Origin of the sequence: Flammeovirga kamogawensis (assembly GCF_018736065.1) — a bacterium.
Taxonomy (GTDB): domain Bacteria; phylum Bacteroidota; class Bacteroidia; order Cytophagales; family Flammeovirgaceae; genus Flammeovirga; species Flammeovirga kamogawensis.
The window spans coordinates 1,077,028-1,098,643 of the sequence record NZ_CP076129.1; the positions used below are offsets into that span (position 1 = coordinate 1,077,028).

At 29.4% G+C, this 21,616-nt stretch carries 21 protein-coding genes; 6 read left to right on the top strand and 15 right to left on the bottom strand.

What is annotated here, in order from left to right; all coding sequences use genetic code 11:
* Positions 1 to 25: 25 nt before the first annotated feature.
* Positions 26 to 1,114, bottom strand: coding sequence for a GIY-YIG nuclease family protein (locus KM029_RS22665; RefSeq protein ID WP_144076088.1), 1,089 nt, complete (start codon positions 1,112 to 1,114; stop codon positions 26 to 28).
* A gap of 193 nt (positions 1,115 to 1,307) precedes the next feature.
* Between KM029_RS22665 and KM029_RS22670 the strand changes: the two genes are divergently transcribed.
* Positions 1,308 to 2,057: a hypothetical protein gene (locus tag KM029_RS22670; RefSeq protein WP_144076089.1), complete on the top strand. Its 750-nt coding sequence runs from the start codon at positions 1,308 to 1,310 to the stop codon at positions 2,055 to 2,057.
* Between the two features lie 67 nt (positions 2,058 to 2,124).
* Here the strand turns inward: KM029_RS22670 and KM029_RS22675 are convergent, their stop codons facing one another.
* Positions 2,125 to 2,526 (bottom strand): YchJ family protein, encoded by a 402-nt coding sequence (locus KM029_RS22675; protein ID WP_144076090.1) that lies wholly within the window; start codon positions 2,524 to 2,526, stop codon positions 2,125 to 2,127.
* Between the two features lie 122 nt (positions 2,527 to 2,648).
* On the opposite strand from KM029_RS22675, the gene KM029_RS22680 reads away from it, so the two are divergent.
* Complete coding sequence (locus KM029_RS22680) at positions 2,649 to 3,215, top strand: hypothetical protein (protein WP_144076091.1); 567 nt, start codon at positions 2,649 to 2,651, stop codon at positions 3,213 to 3,215.
* 88 nt (positions 3,216 to 3,303) lie between these two features.
* On the opposite strand, the gene KM029_RS22685 is transcribed toward KM029_RS22680, so the two are convergent.
* The 6 genes from KM029_RS22685 to KM029_RS22705 all read right to left on the bottom strand — a co-directional run bounded on the left by KM029_RS22685 (position 3,304) and on the right by KM029_RS22705 (position 8,472).
* Entirely contained in the window at positions 3,304 to 3,951 is a 648-nt protein-coding gene (locus tag KM029_RS22685) for a hypothetical protein (protein ID WP_144076092.1), read from the bottom strand.
* Between the two features lie 467 nt (positions 3,952 to 4,418).
* On the bottom strand, positions 4,419 to 4,544 hold the full coding sequence (locus KM029_RS27065; RefSeq protein ID WP_260412626.1) for a hypothetical protein: 126 nt from the start codon (positions 4,542 to 4,544) through the stop codon (positions 4,419 to 4,421).
* Between the two features lie 94 nt (positions 4,545 to 4,638).
* Complete coding sequence (locus KM029_RS22690) at positions 4,639 to 5,451, bottom strand: hypothetical protein (protein WP_144076093.1); 813 nt, start codon at positions 5,449 to 5,451, stop codon at positions 4,639 to 4,641.
* A gap of 164 nt (positions 5,452 to 5,615) precedes the next feature.
* On the bottom strand, positions 5,616 to 6,164 hold the full coding sequence (locus tag KM029_RS22695; RefSeq protein ID WP_144076094.1) for a M15 family metallopeptidase: 549 nt from the start codon (positions 6,162 to 6,164) through the stop codon (positions 5,616 to 5,618).
* Between the two features lie 61 nt (positions 6,165 to 6,225).
* Positions 6,226 to 7,602: a ParB/Srx family N-terminal domain-containing protein gene (locus KM029_RS22700; protein WP_144076095.1), complete on the bottom strand. Its 1,377-nt coding sequence runs from the start codon at positions 7,600 to 7,602 to the stop codon at positions 6,226 to 6,228.
* 39 nt (positions 7,603 to 7,641) lie between these two features.
* The gene (locus KM029_RS22705) at positions 7,642 to 8,472 is read right to left on the bottom strand and encodes a helix-turn-helix domain-containing protein (protein ID WP_144076096.1); all 831 of its coding nucleotides are present in this window, start codon (positions 8,470 to 8,472) and stop codon (positions 7,642 to 7,644) included.
* Between the two features lie 1,460 nt (positions 8,473 to 9,932).
* On the opposite strand from KM029_RS22705, the gene KM029_RS22710 reads away from it, so the two are divergent.
* Positions 9,933 to 11,123 carry a replication initiation protein gene (locus KM029_RS22710; RefSeq protein ID WP_144076097.1) on the top strand — a complete coding sequence of 397 codons (1,191 nt, stop codon included), beginning with the start codon at positions 9,933 to 9,935 and terminating at the stop codon, positions 11,121 to 11,123.
* 339 nt (positions 11,124 to 11,462) lie between these two features.
* Here KM029_RS22710 and KM029_RS22715 read toward each other — a convergent pair whose 3' ends face one another.
* From KM029_RS22715 to KM029_RS22730, 4 genes are all read right to left on the bottom strand, one after another.
* Positions 11,463 to 11,750 (bottom strand): hypothetical protein, encoded by a 288-nt coding sequence (locus tag KM029_RS22715; protein WP_144076098.1) that lies wholly within the window; start codon positions 11,748 to 11,750, stop codon positions 11,463 to 11,465.
* 169 nt (positions 11,751 to 11,919) lie between these two features.
* Entirely contained in the window at positions 11,920 to 12,708 is a 789-nt protein-coding gene (locus KM029_RS22720; protein WP_144076099.1) for a hypothetical protein, read from the bottom strand.
* Between the two features lie 279 nt (positions 12,709 to 12,987).
* Positions 12,988 to 13,821 (bottom strand): ParB/RepB/Spo0J family partition protein, encoded by an 834-nt coding sequence (locus KM029_RS22725; protein WP_144076100.1) that lies wholly within the window; start codon positions 13,819 to 13,821, stop codon positions 12,988 to 12,990.
* 2 nt (positions 13,822 to 13,823) lie between these two features.
* Complete coding sequence (locus KM029_RS22730) at positions 13,824 to 14,765, bottom strand: ParA family protein (protein ID WP_144076101.1); 942 nt, start codon at positions 14,763 to 14,765, stop codon at positions 13,824 to 13,826.
* A gap of 825 nt (positions 14,766 to 15,590) precedes the next feature.
* Between KM029_RS22730 and KM029_RS22735 the strand changes: the two genes are divergently transcribed.
* From KM029_RS22735 to KM029_RS22745, 3 genes are all read left to right on the top strand, one after another.
* Positions 15,591 to 16,292, top strand: coding sequence for an HNH endonuclease (locus tag KM029_RS22735; RefSeq protein ID WP_144076102.1), 702 nt, complete (start codon positions 15,591 to 15,593; stop codon positions 16,290 to 16,292).
* A gap of 257 nt (positions 16,293 to 16,549) precedes the next feature.
* Positions 16,550 to 17,029 (top strand): GNAT family N-acetyltransferase, encoded by a 480-nt coding sequence (locus KM029_RS22740; protein ID WP_144076103.1) that lies wholly within the window; start codon positions 16,550 to 16,552, stop codon positions 17,027 to 17,029.
* 142 nt (positions 17,030 to 17,171) lie between these two features.
* Complete coding sequence (locus KM029_RS22745) at positions 17,172 to 18,356, top strand: multidrug effflux MFS transporter (RefSeq protein WP_144076104.1); 1,185 nt, start codon at positions 17,172 to 17,174, stop codon at positions 18,354 to 18,356.
* Between the two features lie 50 nt (positions 18,357 to 18,406).
* On the opposite strand, the gene KM029_RS22750 is transcribed toward KM029_RS22745, so the two are convergent.
* The 3 genes from KM029_RS22750 to KM029_RS22760 form a co-directional block, all read right to left on the bottom strand.
* The gene (locus KM029_RS22750; protein ID WP_215586362.1) at positions 18,407 to 19,264 is read right to left on the bottom strand and encodes an IS3 family transposase; all 858 of its coding nucleotides are present in this window, start codon (positions 19,262 to 19,264) and stop codon (positions 18,407 to 18,409) included.
* Between the two features lie 20 nt (positions 19,265 to 19,284).
* Positions 19,285 to 19,713 carry a transposase gene (locus tag KM029_RS22755; protein WP_205125520.1) on the bottom strand — a complete coding sequence of 143 codons (429 nt, stop codon included), beginning with the start codon at positions 19,711 to 19,713 and terminating at the stop codon, positions 19,285 to 19,287.
* A 105-nt stretch (positions 19,714 to 19,818) separates the two neighbouring features.
* Complete coding sequence (locus KM029_RS22760) at positions 19,819 to 21,501, bottom strand: hypothetical protein (RefSeq protein WP_144076105.1); 1,683 nt, start codon at positions 21,499 to 21,501, stop codon at positions 19,819 to 19,821.
* Positions 21,502 to 21,616 lie beyond the last annotated feature (115 nt).

Sequence of the window (21,616 nt, forward strand, 5' to 3'; positions counted from 1 at the left end):
TCTAGTGTGATAAATGACCGTTTTTTTATTTCTTTATTTTAGATAAGTAATTTAGTTCTTCAGCTGTGGTTTCCATCGATCTAAAATATTCTAAAGCTTCTGGATCTTTCGTAAATGTTACTTTGCCTTCTACTTCTTCTACAATATCTATAATATTCTGAATGGAGACAGAAAAGAAATTTTTCTCTAAATCAACCCTATTTACTCTATACTTATTCAACTGACTGTGTAATGTCTCTAATAAAACAGCAGCATTGTCAGACGGTATCATTGCATGTATATCGAACGGGTAAGGTACTGTAGCGTTTCCAAACTCATTAATTAATCTATTTGGGTTTTCGTCTTGTGTCATTCCTATTTTGAACACATCTTCTCCAAAAGCACCAAAATTGGAAAGTATATATACAAAACCAGAAGTTGTATTTTTAGATTGAGAAGTAGCTCTTTCAATATTCTCTTCTACTCTATTTAATTTTAATTGAAGTAACTCTACTTGTTTCTCGTTTGCTTCTTGTACTGCAGTATTTAAAGCTTCCGATAAATTTTCTTTTTCTAATTTCAGACGTTCTAACTCTTGCTTTACTTTTCCTTGCATCACTTTCTCATCATGCATTTGATTTTGTAAACGCGTTTGTTCTTGCACTTGAATTTCTTTTCTAACCAATTCTTCAAAGCGATGCTTTAAATCCTTTTTTGATTTTGCCTTCCCTTCTTCATCTTTAAAACTATGAACCTCACAGAACTCAAAAATTTCTTCTAATTGGTGTTTCACTTCAACATAATTACTAGAAGTTACTTTTGTAGATAAAAAATCAACATAGTCATTTATTAATCGGTTTGCTAAAGCTGTTAAGTTATCTCCTTTAACTACCAATTCACGTTCTAAATCATTTAATTTAGAATTGTATTCATTTTTCTGTATTTCTAACTCATTAAGAAGCTCATCATTTTTCTTTTGAAGCTCATTAAATTTATCATCAGAATTAGATTTAACACTAAGTAATTCATTCTGCTTTTTAATTTTTTTTCCTCTAATCAGAAACATTACCGGAATTAACAAAACAAATACTAAGGCAAAAATAGTTGCAACTGCGTAGAAAAATTGCTCTTGCATTATTTAAAAAGTTAGATTAAAAAAATAAAAATCATAACAACAAATTTATGAAAGTATGAATCAGTATCAACAAAATCATTCCATTTTTTTATCTTATCAAATAGAAGCTTGATAACTAAAGATTTGAATTTGTTACATAATTTGTCGAGATTCATTTCATCTGAAATTACACACAAATAAAAACAACTTATAAATGGTTTGGGTACTACTTTTTATGCTTATTTTTTCTTCTACTAAAGGAGATGAATTCATTATTCCTAATTTTGAAAAATATGTAAAAAAGCATGTTGAGGACAAAGATAAAGTAAAGGCAATTGTTGGTATAGTTAAAGAATCTGCAGAAAATAGAAAAGAAGCGAACAAAAAAGATAATTTAAACAGGAAAGAATTAAATACTCTTTTTATAAACCGTGCTACAACTACTCAAGAATTTGATGCTTTCTTTGATTCTGTAATTGTTCATAAAACCAAAATTAGAAAAACGAATATAGAAGTTCTTTCTAAGTCTCAAGAAATAATATCTAAAGAAGAATGGGACAAATTTATTCCTGATCTTAAAAATGACATTCTAAAATTACAAGAAAAGTCTGACAGCAAATTAATCAATACAGCAAAGTATTTTGGAGAAGTAAAAAAGGAAACACAAAGTGTTATACTCGACAAAGAAAGGGAGAAAAATGCTACATTGGCTTTTGAAAACTTCGAGGTTGTACTTAATAATTCCTATCAGTCTTTGATTGATAAAGTATGTGATCAGAACTCGATTCTCTACCAATACAATATCACTGATGACGAATACGAGAAAGTAAATAACTTTTTGAATAAAGTGACTAGAGATGTATTTGATGCTTACAGTACTTTACACAAAGAGTTAGTAGCAAATACTACTCAAGAAGAATGGGATCATTTTAGTAAAAAGTTATCCATTCCAAAAACAAAATAAATACAAAAGCTCTTTATTGGTTAAAACTAGTAAAGAGCTTTTTTTATAACATCTATTTTAATAAAAACTAGATAGCGGCGTCATAAACCCAATGTCCATTTTCTTTTCTAAATGTAGATTTTTCATGAATAATACCTGGTATATGCTTATCGATAAAGTAAGCTTTAAATTCTACCACTCCTGTGGTATCACCTTCTTTACCATCAATTACATTTAGAATGTCTAACTTAATCCATTGTACAGCTTTTGCCCATCTTTCTGTATCTCTACGTTCTGCCTTACTGGAAGGTCTTGTTTTAGTGTAATGGCTTTTATGAAGGTAATTTCCATCTGCCATTGTAAATGCTGTATATCTGGAACGCATTAACTGTTCAGCAGTCTTTACATTCATAATATCTTTATGTGCTATTTCACAACATTCTTTATATGTTTTTCCAGACCTACAAGGGCATTCTTTCAATTCTTTCATCAACAATATTTTATTTGTTTCTACTCCTGTAAAGTTAAACGTTAATGTCATAAAATAAACGAATACCGCAGACTGTTTTTAACGTTTAATTAATTACAATCTTTAACTGTTCAATCTTAGACATGAAAAAATTATATATAAATTTTGTGTTTCTTCTTCTTTCAATCTCAGTATTCGCATCAGAAGAACATCCAACAAAAATAAATTCATTTAATTTAGAAGATACCATTCTTACTTGGGAAACTAGTTTAGAAGTTGATAATAATAAATTTGTGGTAGAAGCATCAACTGATAAAATTAATTGGTCGACTATTGGAGAAATTAAAGGACAGTTCTATTCATCTATTCATAGAGAGTATAACTTGCCAATTACAGCTCCTAATACAACAACTTATTACCGTATTAAGCAAATAGATCTTGATGGTGATGTTATAGTTTACAATAAGATTACAACTTATTCTGTAGCAAAAGAGGAGCCTTTTGTAGACTACGAGATCATTGATCAAAAAATAAGTATCCATACAAATGATGGTAATGTTTCTATAATGGTTTTAAAAGCTGATGGTACTCCAGAGATTAAATTATCGAATTTAAAAGATCATTCCGAAATCAATTTACTTACAGGTATTCATTTCATAAAACTTAAATCTGAACATGAGCAGCTTTTTGAACAAATAATTATAAAGTGAATTTTATGAGTAAACAAAAAGGCTTGATAGTAATAAATTATTATCAAGCCTTTTTTATGGATTTCACTTCCTTAATTTTGTTGCTTTATTATGATTTAAAATCAATTAATAACTCTATTGAATGTTGGGTATCTTTGTGTAATAAACGTTCTCTGTAAACAAGGTAGTCGTACTCTTTTTCCGGTACCATTATCGCATAATAATCTTGGACACCTGTCGCTTTGTCTTCTGATAAATACCATACTGAATACCAAGTTTGCCCTTCATTCTTAAATTTCATAAACTTATTGTTTATTACAGAAATAGAGCCGCTATTCAATCCAGATACTAAATTTTGTTTTATTCCTTTATAATATCTTGCTTTATTAGCAGGGTCTGTATTTTCTACATGTTGCATTAGCATCTGCATAAATTTAAATTCATTCTTTGCTACTACTACATTTAAATCTGCCGCCTTTTCTCCCTTAGGTATTAAATGATACTCTAATACATTTTCTCCATAAAAATTATCCAAGAGTGTATCCACATTTACTTGAGCACCTGTAAACACCGACATTTTTTTTAATTTTTTTTGTACATCATTATTTGAATCTCCTACTTGAATTAATTCTGGTGTTTCTGATTGCTCTTGAGTAACTTCTGATTGAGGGAGTGTATTACTGCTATTATTATTTTGCTCTTTATTGTTACATGATACAGCTACACAAGCTGCTAGAACTAGTAATATTTTTCTCATTTTTATATTAAAGTTTAATGTTAAACATTTTAATTTATAACGAATGTATTAACATTTTGGCTTAAAATAAAAACATATAATAACAATTACTTAAATGGTGTTTTATGCTATTGTATAAAAATAGAAAACCGATTTTGGCAAAATTGCCAAAATCGGTTTCTTATATGTTTAAGTATTGTATTTATAATATTAGTCTCTAAAAATTTTATACATTTCACTAGCAGAAACAACGCACATTAATGTAATAAATATTGTAAGAACTGAAGGGAGTAAAATTGATTCCATGAGAGTATTTTTTAAAGAGTTTAATTTTTTGCTTTATTATTAAAGCTTACATATACTAATATCAATTCATTAAAAAAGTCACCCTTTTATTTTACTTATTTTCGGTTTTGGCAATTTTGCCAAAACCGAAAAAAGGCCAACATTTCTGTTGACCTTTTAATATATATTTATTTAAATAATTCTTATTTTAAACCAAGTACTTCCTTAATTTCTTCTTTAGAAACTCCTTGTCTAATTAAATCTCCTAAGCTAACGCCTTTCTTGAACTTCAAACGACGTTTTGTGTTTTTATCTTCAAATTGAAACATAATTATTTATTTTGGTTATAATCTATTTAACGCTAGCTTATATCAAAAGTTTAATTATATCACTAAACAAATTCGAATAATTGATAATACTATCTTAAATATTAAAATCTATATGATAATGTTCATCATGCATCTCATTCACTTCTGAAGGTAATTTATTTGCGAAATAGACTCCCCTACTTAATAGTTTCCGTCCTGATGGAGTAGAAAATAACTTCTCTTTAAATTCAATTTTAATAATTACCTGCTTAATACTAATTCCATTTTTATTACAAGCTATATCCAGAGCCAATATATGGTCCGCTAATTTTTCAAAATCATTCGTTACGTTTTTTGGTATAAATAACCTTCCAATAAATTTTGAAACTGAAGGACTTAAAAAATTTAATAAGGAATAGTTCTGTTTATAGTTACCATAATTATCTGTCTCTAAAAAATAATGAAAAAGTCCCCATTGATCTAAATATGTATAGGGTTTCCCCTCTTTCTGTTTTGGGATCATAAAATCTATACTCAAGCCATTTTCATGACTTCTATGTAAATATAAATTTCCTCCTGAATGATCACTACATTCCATATAATAGTATAAACACTCGCTATTAATTGTACTATTCAAAGATTGATAACTTTCTAAAACACTACGATAAACACTATTATGTACATAAGCATTATCCATTAAATAATAACTAATTCCACTAAAACTACCATAGTTTTCTCCTCTATATGGAAGAAGCCAACCTCTCTCTAAAGTACCATTAAAACGTGTTCCATGTGAAACACTTTGCCCCTTATTAGTATGAAAAAGCTCTCTAAAAGAAAGAAAACCAATAGATATTATAATTATAATACAACTTGTAATTGAAAAATATTTTACCAGATTTAGAAATTTCCTCAACAATAATTTCATAATAACAGTATGATTATTCTACTAATTAAAATATGATTTTTATAACGTCTGTTTTTAATAAAGCAGCCTCTAATTTTTTTAAATATAAAATGATACTAAAATAGTACTTTACATATAACACTATAAATAAAAATAGGAAATAAGCATGTAATTGATAATCATAGTTAAAAAATAACCTCTGTGAGAATATCTTGTATAGATAATTGTAGGTGAGGTCTGTCTACAAAATTTGTCCAATCACCACCCCAAACTAATCCTTGTTTTTTGCCAAAATCGCCAATGATACCCCAATTCTTAGAATTCCAATAAGGTTTTCCATTTTTGTATTCACAAACATCTACTGCCCACCCATAATTATGATATGACAACCCAGGAATTGCGTTTGTAACAATACCTCCTTTTGTTGTCCGACCTTGATTAAATAACTTTTCTTGTTCGGTAAAACTTCTAAAACCTCTTACCACACGTAGATCTATTCCTTTTGAATGTGCTTCTGCCAATACTTTCTTCACTTTAGTTGCTAAAATTGGATGTACACCATTCGTAGTTGGGTATGGATTTGTTCTGTTTACGGTTTTTAAAACGATTACTACACCACTTTTTAGAGTAGAAATCGTTCTTTTAGGGTAAATCAGATAACAGGTAAAAGTAAGGATAATAAATAAAGTTGTTAGTAGTAATAGGTATTTAAAAATTACTTTAATCGTTTGCATAAGTTCATCTATCTAAAAAAAATCCACCTTACGTTAATAAGGTGGATTCTAAAATATCTCTTTATTTACTCATTCGTGAGAAGCTTTCTCGCATAATCTGTAATTCCTGATGCTCCTCTACCATATTGTAATGGCTTTCATGAATGCTTTTTATCTTTTTGTCAGCAGTAATACTAAGCACACCTATTGTAAGGTTTTGCTTTTGTACCTGAAGCACCGCCTCATCTTGTAGTTTTTCATGTACAACAACATAAAACTTATGACAAAAGCGTGATAACTCCTCTAAAGAATGAAGGTTTTCTAAGTCTGCAATTGTAGAAAAAATCTGATAACCAACAATGGCTGGAGCATATTCTTTCTCATTCAATTTTACAAGCTGTACAACGTCTATATTCTTACTCTGGCGTACTTGCTGATTCTGCTCAATATATCTAGCAGAAAAATCATTAAAGTGAGTATATCGAAGCCCTGAAAGGTTTAAAGTATCAAATGCTACATCTGGATGACGAAATGCTAAAGCTACTCTACTAATTGTAGCAATTGAATCTTTATTATTTAAAAGCAATTGAATCTGACGTGGAGTAAGTTCTTTCTCTACTACTTTTTTAGACTTAGAACTATTAATTTTCGATTCCTTTTCTTTATTTCGAATATCAGACCACGCTTTATGTATTGAAGTGACACCATCCATCACAGATGAAAGTAGATCATTTGATCCCTTTTCTATCACTTTCTTCATTTTAGTGACATTTTTCGTGGAAACTCCAGCAATTTTAGCTGCTTCTTCAGCTCTATTAATTTTTCCTGAAGAACCTATGTTTAAATCACTTTTAAAAGCATTTATATCTTGTTGTTCCACAGAAACAACTTCCTTTCCAGTTGTTTTTTGTATTGTTGCATTTGTTTTTTCAGCAGCTCCTTTATTGAAAGCTTCAACTTGTTTCTTTTTACGTTCTTTTGCTTCTATGCTTAAAAACTCTGTTAACTGTAACGCAATTCTGATTTTCTCTGCATCCCCAATGTTTCTTCTTCCTAATTGGTTACGCAGCATCCAAATACGTACATCGTTATAAGATTCAAATTTCATCTCTTTAGAAGGGATAAAATCTAAATTCAACTTAATCGCTGCTTCGCATCTATGGTGGCCATCCACAACAGTATGTACAACCCTAGCACCAGATTTATCTCTTAAAGTGTGTGTCCAATACAAAATTGGCTCTCTTACACCTTCTTCTTTAATTGATACTTCAAAATTAGCTGCTTCATCGTCGTTTTGTTTACGAATAAGTTCCCTAAATTCTGGTTCAATATGAAAAGCACCTGGAGATTTATAATCTATTTGCGTTAATTTTTCTTGTGATTTCTTTTCACGAAGGGTTGTTTTACCCTCTTTTATCCTTTTTTCCTCTTTTTGTTTAAACTTATCTAGGTTCAGCATAGGATTTCTGAATTGTAATTTGGGGTATTAAAACAGTTATTAATCAATAATAGGAAGTAATTCATTTACTATTTCCCTTACTTCTTTAGTGATTGAAGTATTGCTAAAATTAGTATCTCTTTGGTACTGAATTGCATCTGGTAAGAACGAATCCATCAATTTTAATCCCATATAACCATCTAATTCGAATGGCATTTTAGATTCTTTTACCGTTCTATTCACTCTATTTCTAATACCAATAATCTTTGTTGGTAAATCTAAAGAGTCTCTTACATCTGCTATGTTAGAAATACTCGATATAGTAGGTCCTAGAGCCGTCTCGTTCAATGTTATCGGTACAACAACATCAGAGTTAGCGATAATGCTTGTAAGCAAGTCTGTAACGGCTACATACCCCGCAGTATCTACTAATATGTAATCATACTTATACTGACTTTCTTCTATTAGCTTTCTATATTTTTCAGAAACTGCAATAGAATTGGAATCAAACCCAATTACTTCAATGTTTTCATGCAATCCGTTTTCAGAATACATTACCAATGTTTGCTGAGGATCAGTATCTATACATAAAACCTTTATTTCAGGGTATTCTGTAACAATACCTACAGCTATTTGACGTAATAATGAGGATTTTGTATTACCTCCTTTAGAATTAATTAAAGAAATTACCTTAGAAGGTGCACCTTTAACGATATAATCTAGGGGAACTTTGAATACGTCAGCTATTTTGGATAAACCAGAGTAAGGAATTTCTACTTTTCCCTTCTCCCATTTAATTAAACCTTGCACAGAAATATCAATTAGCTGAGCTAACTCCTTCTGTTGCATATTATTTTTCTTACGAAGTTTTACTATGTTATCTCCGATCATCACTTCGGTTAATTATATTATTGTATAGTTACAAACCTACAATTTTTCTATTAAAGGCGCAATAATCTTAGTTTGATTATACTAAAGATTAATTAAAAAATTAAAATATGTATCATAATTCCTTTAAAAATACGGTATAACTATACATTTTTTTAATTTACCGCGCATTCTAAAAAGTATTTATGTAATTAAATAAGCTTATCTGTATAGATATACCGTATATAAATGTTCTATAATTACTATATATGTATAGAATTACCGCGCAATTTTAGTTCAATTTATTAAAGTATGTATAGATATACCATATATATTTTTCTAAATAGTAAAATCTTAAGGTACATCTATACATACTTCAACTTTAAAATAAAAAATAGTAAAAAATTAAATATAAAATTGTCTTAATTATAAGGGTTGCTTATATATAGTTATTTATATTGTTTTTATTATAGGGTGGCGTAACATACTGATAATCATATACTAAAGCACTAACTAGATGTATAGATTACCCGAAGATAGATGTATAGATGTTCCATATTAAGATGTATAGGTATACCGATAAGCTATGTATGAGAATTCTGAGTGTATAAATAGAATACTCTTTTATGTATCTAAAATGGCCTATATGTATAGTTTTACCGTCTATTTATGTATAGATATACCATAGTATGTATTCTAATAATTATATATGAATGGAAATGACATACATTTAATAGAATTTACTGTATACAGTGTATACAATGGGTCGCTAATCTCTTTTTCATTTAGAATTATAGAATATTTGGTCAAATTGATTGATAGTTACTACTGCATAGCTGGTATTTTTATGTATTAATTGACTGAATTAAGTATTGAAAGGGATAAATATGTATCATAATTCCAATATTCATCATTAAGTAACCCATTTAACAGCCTTTATATGTACTACAAGCTCTACTTATGTATAGATGTACCGTACTTTATAGAGTAAATAGTTACAGGTATGGTATATCTATACATAAATAGGGTATTTAATTCTTCTCAAACTGTAAAACTGTATCATGTTCTATTAATATGTATAGATAACCCGTATAATTTAAAGATTATTACTTCTTATTTTATATTTAAGGCATATTAGAAAGACTTTGATGTTTATAAAGCCCATTAATTAGTTTGAACTAATGTATTCTATCACTTAAATCTGTATCATTTTTATTAATTATGTATAGATGTACCGTGAAATGAGCTTATTTATAGAATAGATGTATAGATATACCATAACTTTTGGTAACTGATGAAAATAGTTCTTTTTAATGTATATAGGTTCTTAAATATGTATAGATATACCGTACTAAAATGAAATTATGTACAATTTACCCGCCAATTATTTGTATTTATGTATAGATATACCGATATAGTGACTGCTTAATACGGTAAAGCTATACATATATATTAATTTCCGAACGTAATATTGGTTTTTGTCGATGGACATTTTAAATAAAATTCGAACAAGTAGTAATAAAGTAAAGAGAAGTAACCGATTTATTAAGGCGAAGCAAAAGAAACCCCTTCCCTTAGTATCTCAGAAGCTACTCCTATTTGCCTTTACATTAAATGATTTAACAGTAGAGGATGAAATCGAATTTAAAGTCTCCGAATTTTTAGGTCGACATCCAGGAGGAAAAGATTTAAAACAACTGGATTTTGGTTGTGATGCTTTATCGAGTGCAAAAATAACACTTGGAGAGGGAGATCATGATTCTAAAACATTTGATAGAGAGTATATTCCACTTTTCAGTAAAATTAAGTTAGACAAAACGTCTATAAAGTTTCAGTTTAATGGAAACTTTAAGAACATCTTATCACCCAGTTCTAATTATACACAATACCTGTATTCTAGTGTACGCCACATGCGTTCTCCTCATGCAGTAAGAATGTATGATTTACTCTCTCAGGGAGTTGGCAAATACAATTCTAGAAAGATATCTGTAGAGGAACTTAAATCTATATTAGGTCTTTCAGAATCAAAATCTTATAAAAGTTTTGCAGCTTTTAATAGATCAATTTTACAGAAGTGTTTAAAAGATATTAATGAGAATACAGATTTAGAAGTTAATCTCGAATTAATAAAAACTGGTAGAAGATGTACACATTTAGAGTTCTTCTTTAAGAAAAAAGAAAAAGAACAACCTAAAACAATAGAAATTGGACAAACAGCCAATCAACCTGCAAATAATACAGCTCAGGAGCCTCAACAAAATAGCTTACAACAGAAAATGAAGATGCTCCAATCTTTAGGTTTTTCTAGAGAGGAGATTTTAAGAGAATTATTAAAAACTGATGTAGAAGTTGGAGGTAACGAACAAGAAGATACAATAGATGTTGATCCTGTAACAGTAACTGAACAACCAACACAACAGACTGTAACCACTCCTAGGACAGCTTCACAAGGTTCTTTAGACTTCGATTTTCAAGAAAAAGTAAATAAACTCCATTTAAGATTAAATGAGATTGGTTTAACTGCAGATATTGTTTCAATTGCTATTAAGAAGTACCAGTCTGATCCTAATTGGAAAATATGGCCAGAATTGAATAACGTGAAGATGGCAATGAGAGATGGGGCTAGTTACCCAAATAAGCATACACTTAAGAAATGGATTATTGATCAGAAATAATTTATACATCTTATTAATCAAAAATGGGTAGTCTATACATAAATAGGCTACCCATTTTTGTTTTATCTAATTATGTATAGGTTTCCCGTAAATAGAATGTTATGCTGTAGAAATATGCTAAATATGTATTGAACAGCTGTAGAATGTATCTTTTTAAATACAATTTATTTGAAATGTGATACATTTTACGGTACACCTATACATATTTAAGTAAACTGATACATTATACTGGATTTTAATACATAGTATCGAAATCTCATACATTTTTATTGAATTTGATACATAAAAAAACCTTCTAATCATTTTTTAGATTAGAAGGCTTAGAAATTTATAATTTTATTACGCTACCTGCGGAAATACAATATTTTTTAAAGTATGTACGTCGTAACGTTTCCAAGATTTAATTTTACTACCATCTTTCAGAAACTCCATCTTCAAACAAAAGTCATCTACAAGCTCATCGTAATAGGCTTCAATGATTTTGCATTGTAGTTTTTCTTCAATAATGTTCACTCTATCTAATATAGAGTCAATTTCTTTCATTGCTAGCTGCATACCTTTTTGTAAAAGTTTGAGTACATCAGCAAAGATAGGTGATTCTTTAATATGTATAACGAAAAATTTCATTTATCCTCAATAATGAAAAAGCTCATCACATAATGATGAGCTTTTACTTAATCTTATATTACCCTTTAATAATGCGGACGATTATTAATTAATCAATCCATGAATACAGAACTATCCATTCATTCATATTGTTTAAAAATTTATAAATTATTTTTTAATAACGGTATATCTATACATAGTTAGGTTTATATGTACTTAAAAGTTGATTTGCCTGACGGACATTAAGACGAAGTAATTTCATTAGTACTTTATGATCTGTAATTTCTCCAGTTTGAATTTTTAAAATTATCTCTTCTTCAAAATTAGTTGTAGTAGTAACTGGAACTTCTGATGAATAATGGATAGCTGTATTTTTATGCGGAACAGTGCTAATTGTATTTGTAACTACTTTATTATTAGCAGTTTTTGACGTATTTGTTAGCGTACTTGCTATAAAGGCTACACAGAATAATAAAATAGAAAAACACCTAAAGTCATTAGCAAGTTTTTTTGCTTCATTACTTTTTATATTGATAATTGTGAGTATCCTTTCCTTTTCTTGTTGTAATGTTTCTAATTGTTGAGATGCCGTTCTATATTGTTCTACATTCCTCCAATTTCTTTTATTGGCATTTTGATGTATAATTTCCATTGTTTCATCTATCTGTGAATCAATTTTTTCTGTGGTTGGAATATCTGCAACATTTAAAGTATGTATAGATTGCCCGTTCCATTCTGCATAAAAAACAAAACCCATTAAAATAATTGCTATGAGAATAGATTGAGAAACTGATTTAGTTTCTTTATAATGCTTTATTGTTTGAAAGGTATAATGATGCCCAAGTGAAACTATAAATACTGCTATAAAAGCAGCAACATATACATTGCTCACTTCTGAAAGAAAAAGAAACGATACATAAGAGCTATACATTAATGAAACTAGAATTAATGAATAGTCTGCAATTTTAGAAATTGACATATTAAAGGTGTGTAGATTTTAGTGATATGAACAGTGGTCAGATTGACCACCGATATTATTGTATTCTCTTAATACCTATTGAAACCAATGTGTTATATAAACTTATGCACAATTGTATCAAAGAGTAATTGATAAAAGAAAAAATATTTTGATAAATAATTAGATATTGTAATACATAAAGTAATGTGACTTATAATGGCTAACTACTTTAATGTTAAATTTAATAAGGAGGGAAGAACGGTGGTCAAACTGACCACCGATATAATAATGATAAAAACGTTATTTTTTTAATTGATTCACTACATTTTCTAGATAAGAAATGAGTTCTTGTTTTTCATCAGTGCCTAAATTTTTATTCCAAGATTTCACCTGTGAATCTATCTTAGAAATATATGAACCTAAATAATTTATATCTCTTTCTCTAGGTTGGATAACTTCTTGATTAGTGGATGCCTCTCCTTTTAGAAAAGCTACTAAATCTAAGATTTCATCCAATTGTTTAGCTGCTTCTAGCATTCTTGCTCTGGTGTATGTAGACTCTCCTGTTAAATACATAACTCTTTCAATAGTAGGTAATGCATCAACAACACTAGCAATAGATGCATCTCTACGAATTGTTTTCTCACCTATTCCATGTAAATCAGCTAATTTTTGAGCTAATTTTCCACCACTACCAGCTCTACCCAAGTTTTCTGTAGATTTATGCATATTGTAATGCAAACCACGGTAATAAGAAGTTTCGTTACTATTTAAATTACGTCTACCGAGCTGGAGTTGAATCATATATTCTTTTACTTCTTCTATAGAAGCATAATATTTGTATTCAACTTTAAATTCGATATCATGTTTTTTGCAAATCTCAAACCGATGATGACCGTCTATAATATACAGTTCATCATCATTTTTTTTCCAAATTTTTAAAGGGTCATGACACCCTTCTTCTTGTACAGAACGTTCTAACTGAGCAAATTCTTCAGGTTTTAGCTTTCTTATATAATGCTCTAATTCCGGAAGAATTGAAATAGTATCTCTTACTTCAGCTTTTAAACTTTTGCCAATCGTTGATTGAGTATTTGATGGCATCTGAAAATTAAAACTCTTACTTTTTGCCATAATTAATCTAGTATTTCGATTGCCAAGTTTAAGTAATCATCTGCCCCTTTAGAATCAGGAGCGTATTCGAAAATATCTTTTTGTGCACCCGTAGATTCTGCAATTGCGATAGAATCATGAATAAATGTATCAAAAACATTGTAGTTGGTTACCTGATCACGGAGTCCCTTCATAAAATCTCTGTGTAGAACAGTTTTAGGTTTGATAGATGTAAACAGAAAACCAAGAATCTGAATATTTGGATTTAAGTCGCGAACATCATTTATTAAATTAAACATATTCGAGATACCATTCATACTAAAAGGTTCAGCATCTAAAGGAATAATAATATCTGTAGAAGCAACCAAAGAACCCGCTGTTAGAATACTTAAAGATGGAGGACAATCAATAAGAACAAAATCATAGTTCTCAGCAATTGGTCCAATTACATTTTTAATGCGTTTGTATCCTCCAATTGTTTGTTTTTGTAATTCTAAAGTAGCTGCATCTAAATTAATAGTAGAAGGTAATAAGTGTAGATTCTCACTATGTTTATGAAGAATTTTTTCCCAATCGTCCGTTTTTCCTAATACAAGATCAACAAATTCTGGTTGAGGGTTAGTACACCCAAGATATTGAGAGAGGTTACCTTGAGGATCAAGATCTACTAACAATACTTTTTTACCTTTAAGTTCTAGTGCTTTTCCAAGATTACAAGCTGTGGTTGTTTTTCCAACTCCACCTTTGTTGTTTATAATACTGATAATTTTAGCATCGGATTCATCTTCCAAACCAAATTTACTTAATACCTCTGCGAGTCTTTCTATGTATTCTTGTTTAAAAGAATAGTTGCCATTAAGTGCTTTATGGAGAGAGTTACTAGGTAAGCCTGCCTGTCTTTCTAAGGCAGAGATCTTAAGCATATCATTTTTCTTGATAAACTTCAGTATTTTTTCTTGGTTCATTTTCTAAAAAGTATAATTTTTAACTTTACGCTCTGCAATTAAGTAAAAAAATCATCTTTTATAAAATATTTAACCTTAAAAAGTAACTATTTCTACTATTTAAGTTGAAAAATATACTTGTAGTTAAAATTCTAAGTAGATATTCATACTTTTTGATGGAATTGAGATAAATTTCATTTTAAATCAAGAAACTATTTAACACAAAATACCCTTCTTAAATTTTCAAGAAGGGTATCTTCAATTAAAATACTATGTTATTCAAATAATAGATTATTTAGTTTTTAGGTAAATTATGATGATCTCATTTTTATTTTTTATTCAATATCCATTCAATTATTTCATGTCCTTACTAGATAATACGCTATCCTTAGCGGAGGGTTATTTTGCCTTTGTACATGATTTTTCAGAATTCAATTAGATAGTAGAATTTGCAAATAACTGACTTATAAACTTACATTATTATTCTAAGTAGAATTGATATCATTTATTAAGTGAGAGAGATTTGGTTAATAAATAGATGTACTTATTATAATAAAAGTACATCAACAGAAAAATTGAAGAGATAAACAAAAACTAAAAAATTGAGAAGTAAATAATAATTATAACGTAGCGTATAGTATCGTGTACACGATATAATTTTTAAAGTGAATATTTAGTTTTATTTATAAATATTGTATGTTTTACCCTTATTGTAATAACGTTTTCTATATAATTAAGGCGTATATTTGTGCCAATGATAAACACAAAACCAGTTTTTATTAATATCTACTGTTAAATAAATAATTTTTAATAACGATATCTGACATCTATTAAATATCTACTAACATGGCAACAAAAAGGAACTACAATTATATCCTCGAAGAGGAGAAATTGTCTTTAGACTCATACCGTATTTTTGGAAAATACATTATTTATGCGGATGGGTATATCAATCAAGAATTGAAAAAACAAATCAATTACGCAGCAGTTACAGGTAAACCTTTCATAATTCATGAAAGAAAAAGTTACTATTTAGGGAAGATTGTTCTTACCTTATTTAGAGGTAATAGCTCTAAGAAAAACTTTCTTTATTTAGATGGTAATCCTCAGAATAATAACATAAATAATTTGATGTGGGGTTTGGCTCCGGTAAATGCTCAGTTTAAAGAACGAGTAAGCGAATTACCAGATAGGTTAATGAGTGATAAAACCGTTTGTTACAAATTACCCTCTTTTCCGGGTACTTATATTGATAGAAAAGGAAGGTTTTATACCGTAGAAAAAGGTTACCGTTTAAAACTTTTGAAATCAAGACTTTTAGATGGAATCCCGAGTGCGTCTTATATAAGTATAGATAAAAAAGGAGCGACTATGTATACGCATATTTGTATGTTAGAAGCTTTTAAAGGAATTAAGTACGGTACAGCTAGAATAACATGGAAAGACGGTGATAAAACAAATGCTGCACTTTCTAACTTAGAAGTAGTAAAAACTAAATCAACTAAGAACCAAAATGAAATAAAAGAAGAGGATATAAGTATTGTTTAAAACGTTTTAAATCATCTTCTCTTAAAGTCACTTTAATTCTGTTAAGGTGACTTTTTATTTATATCACTTTGATAATTAATAATATATAAATTGAAATACGGTTTTGGTAAATTTGCTAAAATCGGAAAACTGTTTGTTTATTTTCTCTTAAAATGAATAGAAAATATTAAAATACTACAGTAAAAACGTTATTAATTTTTCGTGGATATTATTATCTTAGCAAGGTCAAATAAATTAACAAAGAATTGAATTATAATATGAAATTGGTATTAGAAAAGAAGGACCGAATTCGAATGTTCGAAGAAGGAAATAAACTACCTTATGACTTATTGCTATTAGCAGATGAAACAATAGATGCTATTGACCAATATATACACGATTCTGAAATTTATATTTATGAAAGAGGAGATGAAACTCTGGGGGTATATGCATATCAAATGTTTGATGAAGAATCTATTGAGATAAAGAATATTGCGGTTTCAAAAAATAATCAAGATGAAGGTATTGGTCAGAAAATGCTTCTTGATGCAGTGGAAAAAGCAAAGAAAAGAGGCTTTAAATATCTTTTGATAGGAACATCAAATGCTGCATTTAGGCAATTATATATCTATCAAAAAATAGGGTTTGAATTTTATGAAATTAAAAAGAACTATTTTACAGAGAAGTACAAAGAACCAATAATTGAAAATGGTATAAAATTAAATCATCAACTTGTTTTGAGAAAGAAATTATTCTAAACAAGAAATGTATAAATAAAGCATCTTATTAGAAATAGTAAGGTGCTTTTTTTGAAGAGTATTAACACGTATTCTTGATTGAGGTTTTGAATCAGATATTAATAACGTAACCTTTGCACTCTAATACTTAATCAAATTAATAATGAATAGTAAAGAGAGAAAAAGGTTTATTTTATTGCTAGGGTTATTAGCTATGATAGGACCTTTTAATATAGATACATGCTTACCCGCACTTACACAAATTAGTAATGAACTAGGCGTAACATTTCAGCGTGTAGAAATTAGCATGAGTATCTTCTTTTTAGGCTTTGGAATTGGCCAGTTATTTGGAGGTTACTTTTCTGATATAAAAGGAAGGAAATGGATTGTTTCTTTAGGTTTAATTATTTCGATAGTTGGTAGTATTGTTTTAATTTTTACACCATCAATAGAAGTTTTTTATATTTTCAGAGCATTTCAAGGTCTTGGAGCAGGATGTGTTGGAGTATCTGTTGCAGCAATTGTTAGAGATAATTTTGAAGGAAATGAAGCAGCAAGTGTAATGTCATTGGTAATGATGATTGCAATGGGCGCTCCTTTAATTGCACCATCAATAGGAGCAACATTTTTACACTTTAGTACATGGAATAGTATATTCATTTTTATAGCATTGTATGGAATAATCACTTTAATTTTCTTACAACTGCGGTTAGAAAATGTGATACCACCAAAAGAAAGTAGACACTCATTTTTTAAAGGAATAAAAAGAGTTTACAGCAATAAACCTGCTTTAGGTTATATGGCTGCAATGGCTATACCATCAGGAGCATTGTATACGTATTTAACAACAGCACCATTTATATATCAAGAGTTTTTTAATATTCCAGAGAAACAGTTTGCAATATTATTTGGAGTAAATGGCTTATCATTAATTATAATGAATAAGTTAAATTCAAAGTTAGTTTTAAAGCACTCTCCTAAAAGAATGTTGAATATTGGATTGACTATTCATATTAGTACATTAGTAATTCTATTAATTAGTCTGCTATTATTTAAACCTAACTTCTATTTTATTTTACCAATGATTACACTTCATGTGTCAACTCTTGGATTTATTTCTGGTAATGCAACAACAATTGCTTTAGAAAAATTTGATAAAAGTTTGGCAGGTTTGGCCAATTCACAAATGAGAGTAGTAGGTATTATTGTTGGTTCTTTAGCAGGAGCAACGGCAAGTACATTAAATAACGGTACTTTATTTCCTCCAATTATAGTAATGATGTTTTGTTCTCTTTTAGGAATATCTTTATATATATTTTTGGAGAGAAAACATAAAGTAGCAGTATAAGAATAACTATTTATTGTCTAGTCCGTCCATAGCGTTACAGATTTAGACTATTATATATTGATAGCATCGAGTGTAGACTCGGTGCTATTTTTACTTTTATAAGTTCTCATTTTTATTTCACTTTGCTGATGCATCTCAACAGGTGTCTTCATATAATTACTCCAATGAGGCCTTTCATTATTGTAAATATATACAGATTCTCTAATAAATTTATTCATTAAATCGAGATCATTAATTTTTATTCCTAAAATAAATTCTTGCTTAAGAATTCCGTTTATTCTTTCTGCTACCGCATTTTGATAAGGATCGTAAGATTCCGTCATCGAGCACAATACTTTATTTTCCTGAAGATGTCGTTGATACTCGTGACTACAATATTGTAATCCTCTATCTGAATGGTGTATCATTGGTAAATCAACATAGTTTCTATTTTTCAGTGCTTCTTTTAATGCTGCAATAGCTCCATTTGCATTCAAACTATCTGATACATTTAACCCCATTATTTTCTTAGAATAGGCATCTGTTACTAAGGAGAGATACATTGGGTTACTTCGCTCACCTATGTAAGTTATATCAGAAACTAATACTTGTTCAGGTCTATTTATTTCCAAATGCTCAATAAGATTTTTATGCTTTTTAAATCTGTGATGAGAATTTGTAGTGACATGATATTGTTTTTTAGGCTTGATATCGAGTCGATTAGCCCTCATGATATCAAAAAGCTTATCTCTACCTACATTTAGTAATTGCAATTCAGGAAGAAGTAATTGATATAATTTCCTTGTCCCTATTTTAGTTTGCTTCAAACGAATTCTTTTCACTAAGTCTACTACTTTAGATGCAATACTATTATTATTTTTTACTTTCCTTTTCGAACGATAATAAATTTGTCGATTTAACCCAAGCAATTCACAAGTCGGTTTGACTCCTATTTTTTCTTCTTTTTTGAATTGGTCAACTGCTTGGGTAAAGACTTTTTTCTAATAGGAATATTAAACTCATCCTCAGCAATATCGATCATCATATCAAAGAAAATTGCTTTTTTATCTGTTACGTAGAGTTGTTTTTCTAAAGAAGCTTTTTGCTTCTCTAATAATAGAACCTTTTGTTCTAGCTCCAATAATTTTTGTTCTGGTGTCTTTCCCATTTTTAATTTAGATTTATTATCCCAATCTAAATTACCATACTTTCTTATCCAAGTACGGATGGTACCATGACCTTGTATTCCATATTTAAGTCTAGCTGCCGTTATACCTATTTCCCCTCGTTCCACTTCATCTACAATTTGTAATTTAAAAGAGTAGCTGTAATCTTTTTGTGTACGTTTAGTGTACTGATATTCTTGATCTTCATTCATAATGTTACGTTTTGTGTAACACTAATTCAGGACGAGACATATTTACTAAAAAAGGAGTAACTGATTAAATCAATTACTCCTTTTTTAGTACGTTTAAATTACGCCTTAGTAGCTTAAAGCTTCTAATGTAAAATCAAAACCGGTTGTATTTCCTGAACCACCCATACGGATAATATAGTTTGTATTAATTCTACCAGCATCTAAAACATCTGTTCTAACTACATCTGTAGGATGAGCAGTAGCATATTCTTTCCAAGAAGAGTAAGACGCAGCAGGGCTTCCTGCTATCACATCATAATCTACAGTTCCGTTACTATTAATACTTACAGTTTTATTGACACTATCTGTAGCTACATAAACATTCATGAAAGAAACCACATTAGGTTGGTTTATAATTACAGAAAAAGAAGGATTTACTTCAGTAACAAATTTTGCATCTTCAGCAGTTAAAAGTGTTGCACCATATGCCCAAACTTGGTATGTATTGTCTTTTCTTTCTACAGCTGTACCAGAAACAGCACCAGTGATATTGTCTACAGTTAAAGCTGTTGCTCCAGTGATAGAAGAAGTTGCTAAAACAGGAGTAGCACTATCAATTTCTTGACCAAGAACTATAGCATTAATTGTGAAATTGAAGGCTTCTTTCACATCATTCTTCATCCTAATAATATAGTTTGTGTTTATTTTTAAACCATCGATACGGTTAGTTTGTAGGTAAACCATACCGTTAGTTGCAAAGTAGTTTTGAACTTCTTCCCATGTTTCAAATTCTGCAGCATATTCATTACTAATATAAACTTGAAATTTTTTAGCAGTACTAGCTTCCCATGCATTACTTACATCAACTCTTGCGTAAGAACCTACCCCGTCTACATTATCAGAAAAATACATATTCATATAATGGTGTGGAGCTGTAGTTGTTACAGCATAAGATGGTTCAGTTAAAGCATTAATTGCAATAGCATTAGAAGTATTCATTCCTGTTAGAGTATAAGCAGATACAAGGTTTTGTGCTGCTATAGAAGTACCAGAAACAGACCCGTCTGTATTAACGAATAGATTTGTAGCACCTGTAATATTATCTAAATTGATAACTGTATTTACAGTTTCTAAAGCTCCATCAGAAGGTGTATCAAAAGATTCGTTTATAAAACTAAGTTGAGTATCTAAATTCACACTGTAACTAATAGCTTTACCTGCAATTGCAGTATTCTCATCAATTAAAACATTACGTGGTGTTTGAATATTTAGACTGTAATCAGTACCTCCCATTATATAATAAAATTGGTTTGTATTAATTACTAGCTCTTCATTTTGAGTAGCAAGATTAATTGAACTAATGTCAGCTGAATTTTTTACAATAATTGCACCTTGTAATAAGTTCATTTCTATTGCTACACTACCTTCTGATTCAGGTACATCAACAACTTCACTTCCATAATATGCCCCTTCAGAAATTTCTATAGGATTATTGTTAAACTCTTCATTATAAACCTGAATAGTAAGCTCACCAGTTACATCATGTATTGTTACAGATTCATTGATATTTATTTCACTAACAAATTCTTCTTCACCATTTACAACAACTGTATAGCCATCTGTAATGTAATTGTGTTCAGCATTCGAACGCATATCCGAGTGTATTGAAGATAAACCTGTAAAAGAAACTACTACATCATGAGGAGTGGTTTCAGGGGTAATTTCTGTGTCGTTAGCACATGAATTTAAGTAAATGATTGCAGCCATAGCTACACCACACCTTAGGGTAAACTTTGTAATTTTGTTCATTATATTTTTTTTAATAAAATTATAATGCGAACATAATCAGTTAATTGTATTTGTAAAGAATAGGAAATGATTGAAATCTATCAAAAAAAGATTTTGAAACTTTCGTTATCTAAAC